This window comes from Ramlibacter ginsenosidimutans (assembly GCF_016654015.1).
Lineage (GTDB): Bacteria > Pseudomonadota > Gammaproteobacteria > Burkholderiales > Burkholderiaceae_C > Ramlibacter > Ramlibacter ginsenosidimutans.
The window spans coordinates 430,573-448,060 of sequence record NZ_JAEPWM010000001.1 but is presented as its reverse complement, the minus strand read 5'-3'; the positions used below and the strand labels follow the sequence as shown (position 1 = coordinate 448,060).

Genomic DNA, 17,488 nt, shown 5'->3' with positions numbered 1-17,488 from the left:
CTGCCATTCGCGCTGCGTGCCGCGATCCGCGCCGGCTGCCTGCCTTAAGACCCCTCGACCAGCTGCGACTGGCCGCGGCCGCGTCCGAGCACCTCCAGCAGGGGCGGCAGCGCCTGCTGCAAGGCTGCCTTGAGCGTGTGCGGCGGGTTCACCAGGAACACGCCGCTGGCCGTCAGGCCGGGACGCGGCGCGTCCTCGCCCGGCGTGTGGGTGTTCGCGCGCTCCGGGGACTGGCCGATGTTCAGCACCGCATGCAGCCAGGGCTTGCCGGCCTGGTTGGCGAGCGTCTTCAGCCGGCGCGGCAGTTCGTGCGCCTCGGGCCGCGGGATCACCGGATACCACACCATGTAGCTGCCCGTCGCGAACTTCTTCAGCGACTCCTGCAGGCAGGCGGCGACGCGCTGGTAGTCGGTCTTGATCTCGTAGCTGGGGTCGATCAGCACGAGGCCGCGGCGCGACGGCGGCGGCAGCAGCGCGCGCAGGCCCTCGAAGCCGTCCTCGCGCTTGATCACGATGTGGCGCTTGTGTTCCAGCTGGTCGACATGGCCGACGAGTGCCTTGCTGTCTGTCGGGTGCAGCTCGAACAGCCAGAGCCGGTCGCGCGCCTCCTGCCGCAGCAGCGTCTCGGTCACGAAGGGCGAGCCGGGATAGATGCGGGTCTTGCCCGACGGATTGAAGCTGGCGAGCAACTGCAGGTAATCGGCCACCAGCGGCGGCGGTTCGGCCGCGAGCGGGCTGGCGAGCAGCTTGAGGACACCGTCCTGCGCCTCGCCGGAGGTCCCGGCGAAGTCGCTGTCGAGGCGGTACAACCCGGCGCCCGCATGCGTGTCCACCACGCTGATGGCCGTCGGCTTCGCCGTGAGGTGCCGCAGGACCGCGATCAGCACCATGTGCTTGAGGACGTCGGCATGGTTGCCGGCATGGAAGCCGTGGCGGTAGCTGAACATGCGTCGATGGTACTTCGGGCGGCCGTGGGCGAGGGCGAGCCTTCAAACCCAACAACCGGACGCAGAGGACGCAAAGGATTCGCAGAAGTCGCAAAAGGACTTCCATTAAAGGATGGGGTCCCTTTCAAGAATGGGCTTCCTTTTGCGTCCTCTGCGAAACTTCTGCGTCCTCTGCGTCCGGTTGTTGGGTTTGGAGTCTCCGGTTTTCGACCCCAGCGACCCATCAGCCGTTTTTCGTATAATGGCGGGCTTCGCAGCGCTTCCTGGGCCCCGCGGCGAAGACAAGCAACCACCTAAGAGATCCCCGCCAGAGGGAAACCGACCGTGGAAAAGGGCCCGCCAAACCGTACTCGAGAGTCTTTATGACCACCACTGTCAGCGCCAAGCCCGCTGACGTGAAGCACGAGTGGTTTGTGATTGACGCCACCGACAAGGTGCTCGGCCGGGTAGCCAGCGAAGCTGCCCTCCGACTGCGCGGCAAGCACAAGGCCATTTACACGCCTCACGTCGATACCGGCGACTTCATCGTCGTCATCAACGCAGCCAAGCTGCGCGTCACCGGCGCCAAGGAGACCGACAAGGTCTACTACCGGCACACCGGCTACCCCGGCGGCATCCGCCAGCAGACCTTCAAGGAAATGCAGGCCAAGCATCCCGGCCGCGCGCTGGAGAAGGCCGTGAAGGGCATGCTGCCCAAGGGCCCGCTGGGCTACGCCATGATCAAGAAGCTGAAGGTGTACGGTGGTGCCGAGCACCCGCATACCGCCCAGCAACCGAAGCCCCTGGAGATCTGAGCATGATCGGTGAATGGAACAACGGCACTGGCCGCCGCAAGAGCAGCGTGGCCCGTGTTTTCCTGAAGAAGGGCTCCGGCAAGATCACGGTCAACGGCAAGGACATCCAGGAGTTCTTCGGCCGCGAGACCTCGATCATGATCGCCAAGCAACCGCTGGTGCTGACCGGCAACGTCGAAGCGTTCGACATCCAGTGCAACGTGCACGGCGGTGGCGAATCCGGCCAGGCCGGCGCGGTGCGCCACGGCATCACCCGCGCCCTGATCGACTACGACGCGGCCCTCAAGCCCCAGCTGTCCGCAGCCGGCTTCGTGACCCGCGACGCGCGCGAAGTGGAACGCAAGAAGGTCGGCCTGCACTCCGCTCGCCGCCGCAAGCAGTTCTCCAAGCGCTGAGCGCTATCACCGAAACCGGCCTGCCGCGTTTCGGTCATCGCCTCCAGGAGCCCGGCTGTCGCCGGGCTTTTTCTTTGGCGCACGCACCCTCGATTCGCGCCCGGCGCCACGACGGTCGCGGCGTGTTATCCGACACGAAGCAACACAACATAGGACTTGCTGCGCTGTCGCGCTTTGGGCAGCATCCTCATCCATGCGTTTCAAGCTGCTCAGGCGAAGACTGACCATCAGCGCGCCCAGGATGAAAGTTCGCAGCGCAATGCCCTGGCCGCTGCAGTGGGCGATGGCCGCCGTGGTCCTCGGGTTCTGCGGCGCGATCAGCCTGTGGGCCTTCGACAAGGGCAAGGAACTCGCCGGTGTCGACGACCACGCGAAGGAGGAAGTCGGCCAGCTGCGCGACGAGCTCACCCGCATCCGGGCCGAGCGGGACCGCATCCAGTCGATCCTGAACACCTCCGGCAGCACCATCACCGTCGAGCGCGCGACGCAGGAGCGCCTGGCGACGCAGGTGCGCCTGCTGGAAGCGGAGAACCGGACCCTGCGCGAGAACCTCGGCTTCTTCGAGAAGCTCACGCCGGTCAGCGGCACCGAATCGGTGGCGATCCGCGGGCTGCAGGCCGAGATGCTGGGCGGCTCGCAACTCAAATGGCAGGTGCTGGTGATCCAGCCCCTGAAGAACGCTCCCGAATTCCACGGCCGGCTCGAACTGAGCTTTTCCGGCACCCAGGACGGCAAGCCCTGGACCATGCCGCTGCCCGGTGGGGGCCAGCCCTTGCAGTTCCGCCAATACCGGCGCCTGGAGGGCATGGTGGACCTGCCGCCCGAGGTGGTGGTCAAGAATGTCTCGGCGCGCATCGTCGAAGGCACGACCAGCCGGGCTGTCCAGAATGTCTCTTTGTAGGCAAGTCGTTGAAAATGATCGTTCGTTGAGGAGTTCCGCATGTTCGGCAAGAAGGCACAACCCCCCATCAAGAGCCTGATCGCGCAAGGCACGCGCATCGAAGGCAACATGAAGTTCACCGAAGGCCTGCGGGTCGACGGCGAGGTCTATGGCGACATCCAGGCCGTGTTCGAGGAGGCGGGCAGCCTGCTCGTGATCTCCGAGGCCTCCGTCGTCCAGGGCGCGATCCAGGCCGACCACGTGATCATCAACGGCACCGTCCGGGGCCCGGTCCATGCCCGCGAACTGCTGGAACTGCAGCCCAAGGCCAAGATCGAGGGCGATGTCTCGTACGTCGCCCTGGAAATGCACCAGGGCGCCACCATCTCCGGTCAGTTGAAGCCGCTGGTGGCCGGCGGCGCCGCCGGCGAGGACGAAAAGCCCTTACTGAAGCTGGCGGCAAAGAGCGCCTGAGCGGTGCGGCCCGGCCGGGCCGCGCTACCATCGCGAACCACCTGAGGAAGAATCATGAGTGCTGTTGCCGAAAATGTGTCCGCCGAGATGCCCGCCCCGCTGCTGTTCACCGACAGCGCAGCGGCCAAGGTCGCCGACCTGATCGCGGAAGAGGGCAATCCCGACCTGAAGCTGCGCGTGTTCGTGCAGGGCGGCGGCTGCTCGGGCTTCCAGTACGGCTTCACCTTCGACGAGATCGCCAACGACGACGATACCGTCATGACCAAGAACGGGGTCTCGCTGCTGATCGACGCGATGAGCTACCAGTACCTGGTCGGCGCCGAGATCGACTACAAGGAAGACCTGCAGGGAGCGCAGTTCGTGATCAAGAACCCGAACGCGACCACCACCTGCGGCTGCGGCTCCAGCTTCACCGTCTAGGCCGGGTAGATCCCACCCAACACGCGGGCGCCTCGGGCGCCCGTCGTGCTTTGCAGCGCCAGCTTTTCGCCCCGCACGCACTTCATCGCCAGCCAGGCGAAGGCGGCGGCTTCCACCTGCAGCGGCGGCAGTCCTTCCGCAGCGCTGGACACCACCTGGGTCCGGGGCAGCAGCGCCTGCAGCCGGCGCGTCAGGAAGCCGTTGAGAGCGCCGCCGCCGCATACCACCAGCTTGCGCAGTGCGTCCGCATGACGGTGCACGTCATCGGCGCACGCGCGCGCGGTGAATTCCGTGAGCGTCGCCTGCACGTCGGCCGCAGCAGCGCCGGCGAACCCGCGCAGGTGAGCGGCGAGCCAGGGGCGGTTGAAGAGATCGCGGCCCGTGCTCTTGGGCGGCGGCATGGACAGGTAGGGCTCACCGAGCAGCAAGGCCAGCAGGTCGGGCAGCACGCGGCCCGTGGCTGCCCAGGCGCCGTTATCGTCGTAGGGGCGGCCCGTGTGCTGTTCGCACCACGCGTCCATCAGCGCGTTGCCGGGCCCGCAGTCGAAGCCCTGCATGCTGCCGTCCGCGCGCAGCACCGTGAGGTTGGAAATGCCGCCGATGTTCAGCACGCCCACGGTCTCCCCCGGTTGGGCGAACACGGACTGGTGGAAGAACGGCGCGAGCGGTGCGCCCTGGCCGCCGGCGGCGACGTCGCGGCTGCGGAAGTCGGCGACGACGCGGATGCCCGTGAGCTCCGCCAGCAGCGCGGGCTGCGCCAGCTGGATCGTGTAGCCCGTGCCGTCGAACTGCTGCGGGCGGTGCCGCACGGTCTGGCCGTGCGCCCCGATCGCGCTGACCGCCGCGGGCACGATGCCGGCGTCGGCGAGCAACTGGCGCACCACGTCGGCATAGACGCGCATCAGCGCGTTGCCCGCGAGCCAGCCGCGGTGCAATTCATCGGGACCGCTCGCGTTCAGCGCCATGAGCTCGGCGCGCAAGGCGTCGCTGAAGCCCGTGCTCGCGTGGCGCAGCACGCGTACACCGGAAGAGAAATCGGCGACGACGCCGTCCACCCCGTCCATCGAGGTGCCCGACATCAGGCCGATGAAGAGTTCCGCCATGGGGCGCATCCTAGCGCCCCGCCATCAGCGGAGGCTGGCGACCTGGCTGCTGCTGGCCGAGAGCGCCAGCTGCGTGCGCATGGTGTGCGCCAGCTTGTCGAAGTCGGCGCGCGCCTGCGGCGTGAGTTCGACCGACTTGCTCTGGTGGGCCATTTCCACCGGATCGCGCAGCTGCCCGTTCTCGCGGAACTCGAAGTGCAGGTGGGGCCCCGTCGCCCAGCCGGTCATGCCGACGTTGCCGATCACCTCGCCGCGCTGGACCATTTCGTGCACGCGCACGCCGATGCGGCTCAGGTGCGCGTACACGCTCGACTCGCCATTGCCGTGGTCCACGTGGACGACGTTGCCGTAGCCGTTCTGCCAGCCGGCGAATTCCACGCGGCCGCTGCCGACGCTGCGCACGGGCGTGCCCGTGGGCGCGGCGAAGTCGGTCCCCTCGTGCTTGATCCAGCGATGCAGCAGGGGATGGAAGCGCATCGCGAAGTTGCTGCTGATGCGCGTGAAGGCGACCGGCCAGGCGAGGAACTGGTGCTCCAGGCTGTGGCCCTGGAAGTCGAAGTAGCCGCCCGGCCGCCCGGGTTGCTGGTACCACAGCGCTTCGAGCACGCGGCCCGCGTTGGTGAACTGCGACGACACCACGCGGCCCGTGCGCATCGGCTCGCCATCGGCTTCGAGGGTTTCGTACACCACGGAGAAGCGATCGCCCGCGCGCAGCGCGCGGCGGAAGTCGATCTCGCTGGAGTAGATGTCCACCAGCTGGCTGGTGACCGCTTCGGGGATGCCGGCGTCGTCGACGGCGGCCATGAGGGTGGTGCGGACGGTGCCGCTGCCGATGCGCAGCGATGCGACCAGCGGCGCCGTTTCGACGTGGCTGCTGAAATGGCCATCGGCCTGGCGCTCGACGACCAGGCGCTGGAACGTGCGGTCGTCCACCGCCCAGCGCGCCTTCAGGCGCAGCAGGTCGTGGCTGTCGGTGGCCTCCACGCTGACGAAGCGGCCGGCCGCGCCGAGCACCTGCGCACGCGCAAGCGGGTCCTGCCGCAGGAAGGCGGCGGCTCCGGCGTCATTCACCCCGAGGCGGGACAGCAGGGATTCGGCCGTGTCGCTCGGGCGGACCTGTTCGTTCGAATAGAGGCTGAACCGGTGCGTGTCCAGCGCTTCCGCCTGCTCCGCGAGCGGCAGCGGCTGCACGTTCTCGAGCACCTCGCGCACGGGCAGCAGGGACGGGTCGGGCGCGAAGGAGGCCACCGCGTACGCGCCACCACCGCCGGTGAGCAGCAGGGCTGCAACCAGCGCGGTGACCTGGCGGGGATGGTGTTCGAGCGCATGGGCTGCGCGGGACACAAGCTCTTCCCCGAGGGTCCACCAAGTTTGCTTCACTCACTGTCCTTGTGTCGCCCTGCCGGTCTCGTCCTACGAGCCTGCGGGGTTTCGCCCTGCACGATGACGCGTGGTGCGCCGATGGCGTGAGGGCAGGAAAGACTGCCGCATCTAGAATCGACAGCCACAAAACGAGCCGCAGTATAGCCAGCCCGGGCTGCCAGGTCGACCGCAAATCCCCTTATGAATCAAGAGCTTGTAACAAAAAAATTCCCGGTGACCGATCGTGTGCGGGAAGCGATGGCCGTCAGCCTGCGGGGCGCGGAGGAACTCATTCCCGCGGAAGACTGGGAACAGAAGCTCGCCCGTTCCGAGGCCACGGGCGTGCCGTTGCGCATCAAGCTGGGCCTGGACCCGACCGCTCCGGACATCCATATCGGCCACACCGTGGTGCTGAACAAGATGCGCCAGTTGCAGGACCTCGGCCACCAGGTGATCTTCCTGATCGGCGACTTCACCTCCATGATCGGCGATCCGTCGGGGCGCAACACCACGCGGCCGCCGCTGACGGCGGAGCAGATCAAGCGCAATGCCGAGACCTACCGCGCGCAGGCCGACAAGATCCTCGACCCGGCGCGCACCGAGCTTCGCTACAACAGCGAATGGAGCGATCCGCTGGGCGCCCGCGGCATGATCCAACTGGCGGCGAAGTACACCGTGGCCCGCATGATGGAGCGCAACGACTTCCACGAGCGCTTCAAGGCGGGCACGCCGATCAGCATCCACGAATTCCTGTATCCGCTGATGCAGGGCTACGACTCGGTGGCGCTGCGTTCGGACCTGGAGCTCGGGGGCACCGACCAGAAGTTCAATCTCCTCATGGGCCGCCACCTGCAGGCGGAGTACGGCCAGGAGCCGCAGTGCATCCTGACCATGCCCTTGCTGGAGGGCCTCGACGGCATCGAGAAGATGTCCAAGAGCAAGAACAACTACATCGGCGTGACCGAGGACGCGAACACGATGTTCGCCAAGGTGATGTCGATCTCGGACACGCTGATGTGGCGCTGGTACACGCTGCTCAGCTTCCGCAGCGCGGCGGAGATCGCCAGGCTGAAGTCGGAGACCGAGGGCGGCCGCAACCCGCGCGACGCGAAGGTGATGCTCGCCAAGGAGATCACGGCGCGCTTCCACGACGCCGCCGCCGCCGAAGCGGCGGAGCAGGACTTCGTGAACCGCAGCAAGGGCGGCGTGCCCGACGACATCCCCGAGCTCTCGCTCGCCGGGGCGCCGCTCGGGATCGCGCAGTTGCTGAAGCAGGCGGGGCTCGCGCCTTCGACCAGCGAGGCGAACCGGCTGATCGAAGGCGGTGGCGTGCGCGTGGACTCCGCGACCGTGAGCGACAAGGCGCTCAAGCTCGCCGCCGGCACGTACGTCGTGCAGGTGGGCAAGCGCAAGTTCGCGCGGGTGACGCTCGGATAGGCGGTGTGGCATTCATGTGGGTCGTTTGTACAATGACCCCGTGATCACCAACATCGACATCGACGAGGAGCTCGTCGCGGAGGCCATGAAGGTCTCTGGCGCGCGGACCAAGCGCGAAGTGGTGGATCGCGCGTTGCGCGACCTGGTGGCGCGGGCCAAGCGGCCGCGCTTGCGGGAGGTCTGGGGGCGCGCGACGGACGACACGTACTGGCCGGACTACGACCCCAAGGCAGACCCGGGCGAGCCCGCGGGGAAGTACCGCGTCGAACAGGGCGTCGCCAGCTACCGCGTCACACCGGCGAAAGCCGCGAAGCCGTCAAAGAAGAAGTGATGCTGCTGCTCGATTCGAGTGTCTGGATCGACATCCACCGCGCGCGCGCGACGGCCGCTACCCGCTACGTGGAAGCCCGCGAGGAGAGCGAGGAAATCGCCACCACCGGCATCGTCTTCCAGGAGGTCCTGCAGGGCATCCGCGACGACGCCGAATACGATTACATGCGGCAGGTGCTCTGGTCGACCCTGATCCTGCAGCCACGCGAACTCTCCACTTATGAAGTCGCCGCGCAGCTCCATCGCGCCGCGCGCGCCTCAGGGTTCACCGTGCGCAAGCCCAACGACTGCCTCATCGCGGCGCTCGCGCTGGAACACGGGGCGCTCCTGCTGCACAACGACCGGGACTTCTTCGCCCTCGCGCAAGTCGAGCCCGCATTGATGATCTTTCCCGGGCGCCCGCACTGAAGCGGCGGCGCCACGGCGTGCCGCACAATCACCGCATGTCCCTGGTTTCCGTTGCGCAGCGCCTGCCTCCGAACGCGCTGCTTCGCTGGTCCATCGCCGTCGCGCTGCTGACCATCGCCCTCAAGTTCTTCGCCTGGCGGCTCACCGGTTCGGTGGGCCTGCTGTCCGATGCGATGGAGTCCATCGTCAACCTGGCGGGCGCCGCTTTCGCTTTGCTGATGGTGAGCATCGCGGCGCGACCGGCCGACGAAGACCATCCCTATGGGCACCACAAGGCGGAGTATTTCTCCGCCGGCTTCGAGGGGCTGATGATCATGGTGGCGGCCGCGGGCATCCTGTGGACGGCGGTGCTGCGGCTGATGGCGCCGCAACCGCTGGAGCAGCTGGGCGTCGGCCTGCTGGTCTCCGCCGCAAGCGCCGCGATCAATGGCGGCCTGGCCTGGCTGATGCTGCAGTCGGCGCGCACCCATCGGTCCATGGCGCTGGAAGGCGATGCGCGCCACCTGGTCACCGACGTCTGGACCTCGGTCGGCGTCATCGCCGGGGTTGCGCTCGCGGCCTTCACACACTGGCTCTGGCTGGATCCGATCGTCGCCATCGCGGTGGCCATCAACATCCTGCGCGAGGGCGTGCACCTGGTGTGGAAGTCTTCCGAGGGACTGATGGACCGTGCGCTGGAGCCCGAGGTCATGGACGTGATCCACCAGACGCTGGAGCAGTTCGAGCACCATACGATCCGCTTCGACCACTTGTCCACGCGCCGCTCGGGCCAGCGGCGCTTCGTCGACATGCACATGCACATGCCCGCAAACTGGACGCTCGGCCGCGCTGCCGCCTTGCGCGGCTCGGTGGAGCAGGCGCTCATGAGCGCGGTGCCCGGCCTGCGCGCCTCGATCCAGCTGCTTCCGAGCGACGTGGAAGCGCACTTCGACGACGAGAAGGACCTGATCTGATGCTGGCCGTGGTGCAGCGCGTGCGCGAGGCCAGTGTCGTCATCGACGGGCGTACCGTCGGCGCCATCGCGCAGGGGCTGCTGGTGCTGGTCTGCGCGGAGCGAGGCGACACGGAGGTGCAGGCCGACAAGCTGCTGGCCAAGCTGCTGAAGCTGCGCATCTTCAGCGACGAGGCCGGCAAGATGAACCGCAGCGTGCAGGACGTCGCCGGCGGGCTGCTGCTGGTCAGCCAGTTCACGCTGGCGGCCGACACGAGCGGCGGCAACCGTCCCAGTTTCACCAACGCGGCGCCGCCCGACGAGGGCCGCCGGCTCTACGACTACCTCGTGCAGCAGGCGCGGACCGGGCATCCCGTGGTGCAGACCGGCGAGTTCGCGGCGGACATGCAGGTGCACCTGGTCAACGACGGGCCGGTGACGATTCCGGTGACGGTGCGGTAGCGCTGGGGTTCGCTGCGCTCACCGCCAGCCTACGAAATCCAGAACGGAAGCGCCACCGGTAGGCTGGCGGTGAGCGCCAGCGAACCCCAGCACCCCGCTCAATACGGATTCGAAAACCCCAGCGCCCCCAGCAGCAGGATCTCCAGCGCTTCCATCTCCAGCGCGTCGCGCTCGCCGGTCTCGTGGTCGTAGCCCTGCGCGTGCAAGGTGCCGTGCACCAGCAGGTGCGCGTAGTGCGCCTCCAGGGTCTTGCCCTGTTCATTCGCTTCCCGCTCCACCACCGGCGCGCACAGCACCAGGTCGGCCGCCACGACCGGCGCGCGCGCGTAGTCGAAGGTGAGCACGTTGGTCGCGTAGTCCTTGCCGCGGAACTGCCGGTTCAGCGCCTGGCCTTCGGCGGCGCCGACGACGCGCACCGCGATCTCCGCGGGTGCGTCCAGCGCCATCGCCACCCAGCGGCGCACGCGCGCCGGACGCAGCACGGCCCGGTGGGCGGCCGCGCCCGGGAAGGCGGCGAACTGCAGGGACAGTTCCAGCGCCGCGTTCACTGGACGACCCTCCGTCCTGCGGACTGCGGGATTCGCCTTGGGGCGGCCCGGCGGCTCATGCCTGCGTCTTGCGGGACGCATCGTAGGCGTCCACGATGCGTGCGACCAGCGGATGGCGCACCACGTCCGCACTGGTGAAGCGCGTGTGGGCGATGCCCTTCACGAGCCGCAGCACCCGCTCGGCGTCGACCAGTCCGGACAGCGAGCCCTTGGGCAGGTCGATCTGGCTGACGTCGCCCGTGACCACGCACTTGCTGCCGAAGCCGATGCGCGTGAGGAACATCTTCATCTGTTCCGGCGTGGTGTTCTGCGCCTCGTCGAGGATGACGAAGGCGTTGTTCAGGGTGCGGCCGCGCATGAAGGCGAGCGGCGCGATCTCCAGCGCATTGCGCTCGAAGGCCTTGGTGACGCGCTCGAACCCCATGAGGTCGTAGAGCGCGTCGTACAGCGGACGCAGGTAGGGATCGACCTTCTGCGTGAGGTCGCCGGGCAGGAAACCGAGCTTCTCGCCCGCTTCCACCGCAGGCCGGGTCAGCACGATGCGCTGCACGGCGCTGCGCTCCAGCGCGTCCACCGCGCAGGCGACGGCGAGATAGGTCTTGCCCGTGCCCGCTGGCCCGATGCCGAAGGTGATGTCGTGGCCGGCGATGTTGTCGAGGTACACGCTCTGGTTGGGCGTGCGCGCCTTCAGGTCGGTGCGCCGCGTGTGCAGCACCAGCGCACCGTCCTCGTCCTGCTCGATCGCCGTTTCGGAGGCGAGCATCAGCTGCACCTTCTCCTTCGAGATCGTGCGGCCGGCGATCTCGTACAAGGCCTGCAGCAGGTCCAGCGCGCGTTCCGCCTTCGCCTTGGGTCCTTCCACCCGGAAATGTTCCTGCCGGTGCGAGACGCGGACCTGCAGTGCCGTCTCGATGGTGCGCAGGTGTTCGTCCATGGGCCCGCACAGGTGCATGAGGCGGGTGTTGTTCAGGGGGCTGAAGGCGTGGCGGAGAATCAAGCTGATAATCCCGGCAGAGGGACCGCAATGATAGGCAGATTGACGGGGACGTTGTCCGAAAAGAACCCGCCGCAAGTCCTGGTGGACTGCCATGGCGTGGGCTACGAGGTGGACGTGCCCATGAGCACGTTCTACAACCTGCCCGCGCTGGGCGAGAAGGTCTCGCTGCTCACGCACTTCGTGGTCCGCGAGGACGCGCAGATCCTGTTCGGGTTCGGCACGCCCGGCGAGCGCGAAGCGTTCCGCCAGCTGATCAAGATTTCCGGCGTGGGCCCGCGCACCGCGCTCGCGGTGCTCAGTGGCATGAGCGTGGGCGACATCGGCCAGGCCGTCACGCAGCAGGACGCGAGCCGGCTGGTGAAGATCCCCGGCATCGGCAAGAAGACGGCGGAACGGCTGCTGCTGGAGTTGAAGGGCAAGGTCGGCGCCGACCTCGGCCTGCCTGCCGGCCATGTCGTCGATGATGCCCAGGCCGATATCCTGCAGGCGCTGGTCGCCCTGGGCTACAGCGACAAGGAAGCGCAGGCTTCGCTGAAGTCGCTGCCCAAGGAGGTGGGCGTGAGTGACGGCATCAAGCTGGCGTTGAAGGCACTCGCCCGATGACCATTTCCACCGACGATTTCGCGCCGGCGCCTTCCAAGCGCGTCGTGTCCGCCGCGCCCGCCTCGCCGCAGGAAGAAGCCCTCGAACGCGCACTGCGTCCCAAGGGCCTGGCCGAATACGTCGGGCAGGCGAAGACCCGCGAACAGCTGGAGATCTTCATCGGCGCGGCGCGCAAGCGCGGCGAGGCGCTGGACCACGTGCTGCTGTTCGGACCACCCGGCCTCGGCAAGACGACGCTGTCGCACATCATCGCCAACGAACTGGGCGTGAACCTGCGCTCCACCTCGGGCCCGGTACTGGAGAAGCCCAAGGACCTGGCCGCGCTGCTCACCAACCTCGAACGCAACGACGTCCTGTTCATCGACGAGATCCATCGCCTCTCGCCCGTGGTGGAGGAAATCCTCTATCCCGCGCTGGAGGACTACCAGATCGACATCATGATCGGCGAAGGCCCCGCGGCCCGCTCGATCAAGCTGGACCTGCAGCCCTTCACGCTGGTGGGCGCGACCACGCGTGCCGGCATGCTGACCAATCCGCTGCGCGACCGCTTCGGCATCGTCGCGCGGCTGGAGTTCTACACGGCGGAGGAGCTCACGCGCATCGTGCATCGCAGCGCCGGACTGCTGAAGGCGCCGATCGACCAGGAGGGCGCCTCGGAAATCGCGCGCCGCTCGCGCGGCACGCCGCGCATCGCCAACCGCCTGCTGCGCCGGGTGCGCGACTACGCCGAGGTCAAGGGCAGCGGCAGCATCGACCAGGCGACGGCGCAGAAGGCGCTGACCATGCTCGACGTCGATCCGCTCGGCTTCGACGTGATGGACCGCAAGCTGCTGGAAGCGGTGATCCATCGCTTCGACGGCGGCCCAGTGGGGCTGGACAACGTCGCCGCCTCGATCGGCGAGGAGCGCGACACCATCGAGGACGTGATCGAGCCCTACCTGATCCAGCAAGGCTACCTGCAGCGCACCCCGCGCGGACGCGTCGCCACGATGGCGGCGTACCGGCACCTCGGCGTCGTGCCGCCGCAGCGCGAGGGCGGCCTGTTCGAGGGCTGAGCGACGATCGCGCGCGTCACGCCGCGCACGGGACGCGTGCCGGCAGGGACGTCAGCTCGCCCCAGAAGACCCGCGTCGCTTCCAGTCCTGCCGGCGTCCAGTGCTGCGCGGGCGACATCGCGCGCAGCAACAGGGCGGTGCGCGTGCCATCGTCCGCCGTGCGCATCTGCTCCCGCAGCAAGGTGAGGTCGGGGTCCAACGGGTCGCCGGCCGCCTCCGCCGGCACTCCGCGGCCGCGCACGCCGGCCCGGAACGTGGCCCGGCGCTTCGGCGTCCCGCCGGTCGGCGCGGCTTCGGTGAACGGGCGGCCGTCGGCGCTGGCGGCGCCGCGCATCCAGTCGTGCAGCACCTGCAGTTCGTAAGTGGAGGACACACCGAACATCTCGGCGCGCTCGCCTTGCAGCAGGCGCCAGAAGCGGCTCGCCTCCGCCGGCTCGCCGAAGCGGATCCAGCCGGCTTGCTCCAGCGCGGTGACAAAACCGGGCATCTGTTCCGGCGCAGCCAGCCAGTCATTGATGCCGCGGCCGGCGATCCGGCAATACTCCGAATGCGCGCCCTGGCCCGTGGTCGCCTTGCGCGCGAGGATGCGCAGCGCCTCGCGCCCGATGTCGAAGCCTTTGATGACGTCGCTGGTCCCCAGTCCTGCGCTCGCGAGTTTCGCCCCCGCGTGCACGCGCTGCCAGAACGCGCCGCCATCGTCCAGGCGCGGGAGCATGTCCATCACCGCCTGGCACGCGCGGCGGGCATGGCCGGTGTCCGCGTTGTCCACCGTCACATGCAGGGTGAAGTAGTAGGGATCCAGCCCCAGCTCATTGAGCTCGTACGACGTGATCAACAGGTGCAGCGGCAACTGCTCGTACCCGAGGTTGAAGCCGACCACCTCCGGCAGGAAGGCCTGCGCATTCCACGCCAGCGCGAGCTGGATCAGGCCCTGTTCGTACAGCGCATCGTCCAGGTCGTCGAGCGGATCCAGCGCATGGGAGGCCAGCAGCTTGCGATAGAGGACGACGTGGTTCTTGTCGACCGCGCCCTCGCCGAGTTCCTCGACGTAGGTGCGCACCAGGTCCGCGAGGCGGGGGTTGCGCCAGTGCGGCAGCAAGCCGTAGAGCCATGCGCCGTCGACCAGCTTGGTCGGTGCGACGCCGCGCAGCACGTACAGCGCATGCGCGCGATTGCTGAAGTAGCGGCGCGGAGCGCCGGCCTTGCGATCCTGCAGGTAGGCCGCATAGCGCGCGTGCACGTTGCGGGTGTTCTCCTCCATCCAGGCCAGCAGGTCAGAGGGCGATGCCGGGAGATGCGCGGGCTCGGATTGCAGTTCCATCAGCTTGGCGCGCAGGAAATCGGCGGCTTCGCGCCGGGCGCCCTCGTCGGGCTCGCGGTCCGCCAGCCGGTGGTACAGGTCCTTGTGGAAATCAGCGCTGCCTGCGCTCGCGTCGGCGGCGCCGGGCAGGGCCCGCAACTGACGCCATTCTTGTTCTCCGATGTGCATCCGGCCACTGTGCTGTGACACGTTCCGCCTGCCCATCGGGGCGGCCCGCGCATCTGCGTGCGCGCGCTCCTACGCCGCGGCTGGGCTACGACGATGCCGCTGCGGCGAGACCCGGCCTGCGCACGACCAGCGCCACCACGGCGATGCGTTCGGCGTCGCCGTAGGCGGGCTGCTCCAGTTCCTCCCCGAACACGTCGGGGTCGAGCTCGCGATAGCGCCACGGCCAGCCCGCAGCCTCGAGGTCCGGGCGCAGCAAGGCCAGCAGCGGATCGTCGCCGTCCACCATCGCGGCGCCGGTGTAGAGGACCAGCCGGCCGCCTGCAGCCAGCCGTGGCAGGCCCTCGCGCACGATGCGTGCGGACAGTGCCTCGCCGAAGCGGCCGCCGCCGTGGCGGTACGTGCGTTCGGCGGCGTCGTTCAGGTAGGGAGGATTGGCCAGCACCAGGTCGAACGTGCCCGGTGTCGCGGCATACAGGTCGCTTTGCACCAGCTGCGCCTGGCCGCAGCCGGCCAGGGCGGCGTTCGCGGCCGCGAACCGCAGCGCCCGCGGATTGATGTCGGACAGCACCAGCTCGGGCTGGACGTCCGGCACGGCCCGCGCCGCCACGATACCGCCCGCGCCGCTTCCGCAACCGAGGTCCAGGATGCGCGCGTGCGGCGGCAGGGTCGAGCGCGCGAGTTCGTCTTCGATCAGTTGCGCGAACCGGTAAGTGTCCGGCCCGAAGAAGACGGCGTCCTCCTGCTCGGTCGGGTAGGCCGAGTGCGCGAAGAGCCGGCCGGACAACGTGGAGAACCGCACGGCACTGCGCAGCAAGCCGTCGGCCGCGGTCTGCACGAGCCCCGCGTCGCGCAGAACATCGAGCACGTCGGACGGCAGCAGCGCGGGCGCGAAGGGGCGGCTCCAGCCGAACACGTCACGCAGCGTGCGCGCCACCTGCGCCGCAGGCCGTGCGTTCACGCGCGCATGCGTCGCCGGCGTGACCGTGGTGAAGGCGTAGTCCTTCTGCTGCAGCCAGGCGGCGACGCGCAACAGCGCAGCCGTCGGATCCGGGTCCCCGGAGCGGCCCGCTGTCATGAAGCCACCGCCGCAGCCTCGGGCATGGAACGCAAGCCGGAGAGAGCGACCGGGCCGACGGGGCGCGCGTTGCGCACGATCAGCACCTGCGCGGCGTAATAGGTGGCGAGCACCCAGAACTGCGCCATCGGCAGCGGGTGCGCGAAGCGGTTGATGGCGAGCAGGCCGTCGCTCAGCATGAAGAACACGGCGCCGATCGCGACGGCCGTCGACGCCGCATCGCGCAGCAGCGTCGCGCGCCCGATGGCCTGCGCCGCCATCAGCGCGATGACCAGCGCATACGCCGCCACCGCGCCCTTCAGCACGGGCCCGAGGAAGGGGAACAGCGCCGCGTACATCGCGACCGCCGCGCCCAGGGTGCAGGCCAGCGCGGTGCGGCTGGCGAACCACCGCACGCCCTGACGGAACAAGGCCAGGTAGCACAGGTGCGCGAGCAGGAAGGCGACCAGGCCCGGGATGAAGAGCCCGGGCCGCATCAGCAGCACATCACCCGTCAGGCAAAGCAGCAGCGCCGCCGACAGCTTGAGGTCGAAGGCGCGCTGCTGCCGCATCCAGCCGCTGCGCGTGGCCACCACCGCGATCGCGAGCAGCAGCGCCAGCGGCTTGAACACCTGGTGCGCCGCCACCCAACCCTGGACGGAGGTGGCCGTGGCGAGCGCGGCGGCTTCCACCAGCAGCACGTCGAGCATCCCCATGCGTCCCTGCATGGACGCACCGACCGCCCACAGCGATGCGGCGAGCACCGCGAGCCACACCGCGAGATCGGCGACCGGCGCCTGGTCCGCCTGCCAGAGGAACACCAGTGCAGCGGCCAGCAGCACGACGAACTGCACGCACGCGAACCACGCCAGCGCCGGCGTCATCGGCGGGTGGTAGCGGCGGACCGCTGCCATGGAAAAGGCGGGCTTGGGAAAGCGCTGCGCGACGTCGGCCGGCCGCCAACCCGGCGGCTTGAACCACACCCGCAGCTTGTCGGCCCAGGAGCGCGCGTGCCAGCTGTCCCTGGCGAGCGCCCAGTACACCTCGAAGTTCGACCAGAGCGGGTCCCAGCTCTCCAGCGGCGCGCGCGTCCCGTAGACGCAGGGCTCACCCTCTTCGGTGAAGCTGCCGAACAGGCGGTCCCAGACGATCAGCACGCCGCCGTAGTTGCGATCGAGGTAGCCGTCGTTCACGGCGTGGTGCACGCGGTGGTTCGAAGGCGAACAGAACCAGCGGTCGAACCAGCCCAGCTTGCCCACGTGCTCGGTGTGCACCCAGAACTGGTACAGCAGGTCCACCAGCGCCACCACGCCGAACACCAGCGGCGGCACGCCCGCGACGGCCATGGGCAGGTAGAAGATCCATCCGAGCAGCGCGCCCGTACTGGTCTGGCGCAAGGCGGTGGAGAGGTTGTAGTCCTGGCTCTGGTGGTGCACGACGTGGGCCGCCCAGAACACCGCGACTTCGTGCCCCGCACGGTGCAGCCAGTAGTAGCAGAAGTCGTAGAACAGCAGAGCCAGCAGCCAGCCGGGCAGCGAAGTCCAGAACGCGTCGGCGTGCCAGAGCGAGACCCACGAGAACACCGCGGTGTAGATGCCGATGCGGAACAGGCGCGTCAGCACGGCGCTCACCTGGCTCAGCACGCCGAGCGAGAGGCTGTTGATCGCGTCGTTCAGGCGGTACGTATTGCGGCCACGCCAACGGCCCCACGCCGCCTCGATGCCTATGGACAGCAGGAAGACGGGCGTGGCGAGGACGATGACCTGGCTGGGGCTCAGCTGCATGCCCCGATTCTGGCG

The 17,488-nt window shown here is 68.5% G+C and carries 20 protein-coding genes; 12 read left to right on the top strand and 8 right to left on the bottom strand.

Translation table 11 applies throughout. From position 1 onward, the window contains the following. Positions 1-44: 44 nt before the first annotated feature. Complete coding sequence (locus JJB11_RS02270) at positions 45-947, bottom strand: 23S rRNA (adenine(2030)-N(6))-methyltransferase RlmJ (RefSeq protein WP_201166277.1); 903 nt, start codon at positions 945-947, stop codon at positions 45-47. A 362-nt stretch (positions 948-1,309) separates the two neighbouring features. Between JJB11_RS02270 and rplM the strand changes: the two genes are divergently transcribed. The 5 genes from rplM to erpA all read left to right on the top strand — a co-directional run bounded on the left by rplM (position 1,310) and on the right by erpA (position 3,910). Continuing rightward, positions 1,310-1,741: a 50S ribosomal protein L13 gene (gene rplM, locus JJB11_RS02265; RefSeq protein ID WP_193675049.1), complete on the top strand. Its 432-nt coding sequence runs from the start codon at positions 1,310-1,312 to the stop codon at positions 1,739-1,741. Between the two features lie 2 nt (positions 1,742-1,743). Continuing rightward, complete coding sequence (gene rpsI / locus JJB11_RS02260) at positions 1,744-2,136, top strand: 30S ribosomal protein S9 (RefSeq protein WP_201166276.1); 393 nt, start codon at positions 1,744-1,746, stop codon at positions 2,134-2,136. A 193-nt stretch (positions 2,137-2,329) separates the two neighbouring features. Further along, positions 2,330-3,037 carry a DUF6776 family protein gene (locus JJB11_RS02255; RefSeq protein ID WP_201166275.1) on the top strand — a complete coding sequence of 236 codons (708 nt, stop codon included), beginning with the start codon at positions 2,330-2,332 and terminating at the stop codon, positions 3,035-3,037. A gap of 39 nt (positions 3,038-3,076) precedes the next feature. Beyond that, the gene (locus tag JJB11_RS02250) at positions 3,077-3,490 is read left to right on the top strand and encodes a bactofilin family protein (RefSeq protein ID WP_201166274.1); all 414 of its coding nucleotides are present in this window, start codon (positions 3,077-3,079) and stop codon (positions 3,488-3,490) included. A 54-nt stretch (positions 3,491-3,544) separates the two neighbouring features. Beyond that, a complete protein-coding gene (erpA, locus tag JJB11_RS02245; RefSeq protein WP_201166273.1) occupies positions 3,545-3,910 on the top strand; it encodes an iron-sulfur cluster insertion protein ErpA in 366 nt (121 codons plus the stop codon). Here the strand turns inward: erpA and JJB11_RS02240 are convergent. Together JJB11_RS02240 and JJB11_RS02235 are read right to left on the bottom strand one after the other, a co-directional pair. Beyond that, positions 3,907-5,013 carry an anhydro-N-acetylmuramic acid kinase gene (locus JJB11_RS02240; RefSeq protein ID WP_201166272.1) on the bottom strand — a complete coding sequence of 369 codons (1,107 nt, stop codon included), beginning with the start codon at positions 5,011-5,013 and terminating at the stop codon, positions 3,907-3,909. The genes erpA and JJB11_RS02240 overlap by 4 nt on opposite strands. Before the next feature lie 24 nt (positions 5,014-5,037). Next, positions 5,038-6,357, bottom strand: a complete 1,320-nt coding sequence (locus tag JJB11_RS02235) for a M23 family metallopeptidase (RefSeq protein ID WP_340643128.1) — start codon at positions 6,355-6,357, stop codon at positions 5,038-5,040. 219 nt (positions 6,358-6,576) lie between these two features. On the opposite strand from JJB11_RS02235, the gene tyrS reads away from it, so the two are divergent. The 5 genes from tyrS to dtd are packed head-to-tail and all read left to right on the top strand — an operon-like array spanning position 6,577 to position 9,943. Beyond that, on the top strand, positions 6,577-7,812 hold the full coding sequence (tyrS, locus tag JJB11_RS02230) for a tyrosine--tRNA ligase (RefSeq protein WP_201166270.1): 1,236 nt from the start codon (positions 6,577-6,579) through the stop codon (positions 7,810-7,812). A gap of 40 nt (positions 7,813-7,852) precedes the next feature. Continuing rightward, entirely contained in the window at positions 7,853-8,143 is a 291-nt protein-coding gene (locus JJB11_RS02225) for a type II toxin-antitoxin system VapB family antitoxin (protein ID WP_201166269.1), read from the top strand. Further along, on the top strand, positions 8,143-8,550 hold the full coding sequence (gene vapC / locus JJB11_RS02220; RefSeq protein ID WP_201166268.1) for a type II toxin-antitoxin system VapC family toxin: 408 nt from the start codon (positions 8,143-8,145) through the stop codon (positions 8,548-8,550). The genes JJB11_RS02225 and vapC overlap by 1 nt, the downstream gene beginning before the upstream one ends. A 35-nt stretch (positions 8,551-8,585) precedes the next feature. Beyond that, entirely contained in the window at positions 8,586-9,503 is a 918-nt protein-coding gene (locus tag JJB11_RS02215; RefSeq protein WP_201166267.1) for a cation diffusion facilitator family transporter, read from the top strand. After that, positions 9,503-9,943: a D-aminoacyl-tRNA deacylase gene (gene dtd / locus JJB11_RS02210; protein WP_201166266.1), complete on the top strand. Its 441-nt coding sequence runs from the start codon at positions 9,503-9,505 to the stop codon at positions 9,941-9,943. The genes JJB11_RS02215 and dtd overlap by 1 nt, the downstream gene beginning before the upstream one ends. 98 nt (positions 9,944-10,041) lie before the next feature. Here dtd and ybeY read toward each other — a convergent pair whose 3' ends face one another. Together ybeY and JJB11_RS02200 are read right to left on the bottom strand one after the other, a co-directional pair. Continuing rightward, on the bottom strand, positions 10,042-10,491 hold the full coding sequence (ybeY, locus tag JJB11_RS02205) for an rRNA maturation RNase YbeY (RefSeq protein ID WP_340643127.1): 450 nt from the start codon (positions 10,489-10,491) through the stop codon (positions 10,042-10,044). A 55-nt stretch (positions 10,492-10,546) separates the two neighbouring features. Continuing rightward, positions 10,547-11,488, bottom strand: coding sequence for a PhoH family protein (locus JJB11_RS02200; protein WP_201166264.1), 942 nt, complete (start codon positions 11,486-11,488; stop codon positions 10,547-10,549). A gap of 27 nt (positions 11,489-11,515) precedes the next feature. On the opposite strand from JJB11_RS02200, the gene ruvA reads away from it, so the two are divergent. Next, the gene (ruvA, locus tag JJB11_RS02195) at positions 11,516-12,091 is read left to right on the top strand and encodes a Holliday junction branch migration protein RuvA (protein WP_201166263.1); all 576 of its coding nucleotides are present in this window, start codon (positions 11,516-11,518) and stop codon (positions 12,089-12,091) included. Continuing rightward, on the top strand, positions 12,088-13,146 hold the full coding sequence (gene ruvB, locus JJB11_RS02190) for a Holliday junction branch migration DNA helicase RuvB (RefSeq protein ID WP_201166262.1): 1,059 nt from the start codon (positions 12,088-12,090) through the stop codon (positions 13,144-13,146). Before ruvA ends, ruvB begins: the two co-directional genes overlap by 4 nt. A gap of 16 nt (positions 13,147-13,162) precedes the next feature. On the opposite strand, the gene JJB11_RS02185 is transcribed toward ruvB, so the two are convergent. The 3 genes from JJB11_RS02185 to JJB11_RS02175 form a co-directional block, all read right to left on the bottom strand. Continuing rightward, a complete protein-coding gene (locus JJB11_RS02185; RefSeq protein WP_201166261.1) occupies positions 13,163-14,635 on the bottom strand; it encodes an iron-containing redox enzyme family protein in 1,473 nt (490 codons plus the stop codon). Positions 14,636-14,720: 85 nt separating this feature from the next. Further along, positions 14,721-15,710: a N5-glutamine methyltransferase family protein gene (locus JJB11_RS02180; protein ID WP_201166260.1), complete on the bottom strand. Its 990-nt coding sequence runs from the start codon at positions 15,708-15,710 to the stop codon at positions 14,721-14,723. Beyond that, positions 15,707-17,473: a lysoplasmalogenase family protein gene (locus JJB11_RS02175; protein ID WP_201166259.1), complete on the bottom strand. Its 1,767-nt coding sequence runs from the start codon at positions 17,471-17,473 to the stop codon at positions 15,707-15,709. Before JJB11_RS02175 ends, JJB11_RS02180 begins: the two co-directional genes overlap by 4 nt. Positions 17,474-17,488: the final 15 nt, after the last annotated feature.

What these genes read in the sequence shown, in the direction of transcription:
- vapC (WP_201166268.1), top strand. Translation starts at nt 8,143, where the DNA reads ATGCTGCTGCTCGATTCGAGTGTCTGGATCGACATCCACCGCGCGCGC.
- JJB11_RS02175 (WP_201166259.1), bottom strand. Translation starts at nt 17,473, where the DNA reads ATGCAGCTGAGCCCCAGCCAGGTCATCGTCCTCGCCACGCCCGTCTTC.
- JJB11_RS02250 (WP_201166274.1), top strand. Translation starts at nt 3,077, where the DNA reads ATGTTCGGCAAGAAGGCACAACCCCCCATCAAGAGCCTGATCGCGCAA.
- ruvA (WP_201166263.1), top strand. Translation starts at nt 11,516, where the DNA reads ATGATAGGCAGATTGACGGGGACGTTGTCCGAAAAGAACCCGCCGCAA.
- ruvB (WP_201166262.1), top strand. Translation starts at nt 12,088, where the DNA reads ATGACCATTTCCACCGACGATTTCGCGCCGGCGCCTTCCAAGCGCGTC.
- erpA (WP_201166273.1), top strand. Translation starts at nt 3,545, where the DNA reads ATGAGTGCTGTTGCCGAAAATGTGTCCGCCGAGATGCCCGCCCCGCTG.
- rpsI (WP_201166276.1), top strand. Translation starts at nt 1,744, where the DNA reads ATGATCGGTGAATGGAACAACGGCACTGGCCGCCGCAAGAGCAGCGTG.
- tyrS (WP_201166270.1), top strand. Translation starts at nt 6,577, where the DNA reads ATGAATCAAGAGCTTGTAACAAAAAAATTCCCGGTGACCGATCGTGTG.
- JJB11_RS02185 (WP_201166261.1), bottom strand. Translation starts at nt 14,635, where the DNA reads ATGCACATCGGAGAACAAGAATGGCGTCAGTTGCGGGCCCTGCCCGGC.
- JJB11_RS02255 (WP_201166275.1), top strand. Translation starts at nt 2,330, where the DNA reads ATGCGTTTCAAGCTGCTCAGGCGAAGACTGACCATCAGCGCGCCCAGG.
- JJB11_RS02240 (WP_201166272.1), bottom strand. Translation starts at nt 5,013, where the DNA reads ATGGCGGAACTCTTCATCGGCCTGATGTCGGGCACCTCGATGGACGGG.
- JJB11_RS02215 (WP_201166267.1), top strand. Translation starts at nt 8,586, where the DNA reads ATGTCCCTGGTTTCCGTTGCGCAGCGCCTGCCTCCGAACGCGCTGCTT.
- JJB11_RS02270 (WP_201166277.1), bottom strand. Translation starts at nt 947, where the DNA reads ATGTTCAGCTACCGCCACGGCTTCCATGCCGGCAACCATGCCGACGTC.
- JJB11_RS02180 (WP_201166260.1), bottom strand. Translation starts at nt 15,710, where the DNA reads ATGACAGCGGGCCGCTCCGGGGACCCGGATCCGACGGCTGCGCTGTTG.
- dtd (WP_201166266.1), top strand. Translation starts at nt 9,503, where the DNA reads ATGCTGGCCGTGGTGCAGCGCGTGCGCGAGGCCAGTGTCGTCATCGAC.
- rplM (WP_193675049.1), top strand. Translation starts at nt 1,310, where the DNA reads ATGACCACCACTGTCAGCGCCAAGCCCGCTGACGTGAAGCACGAGTGG.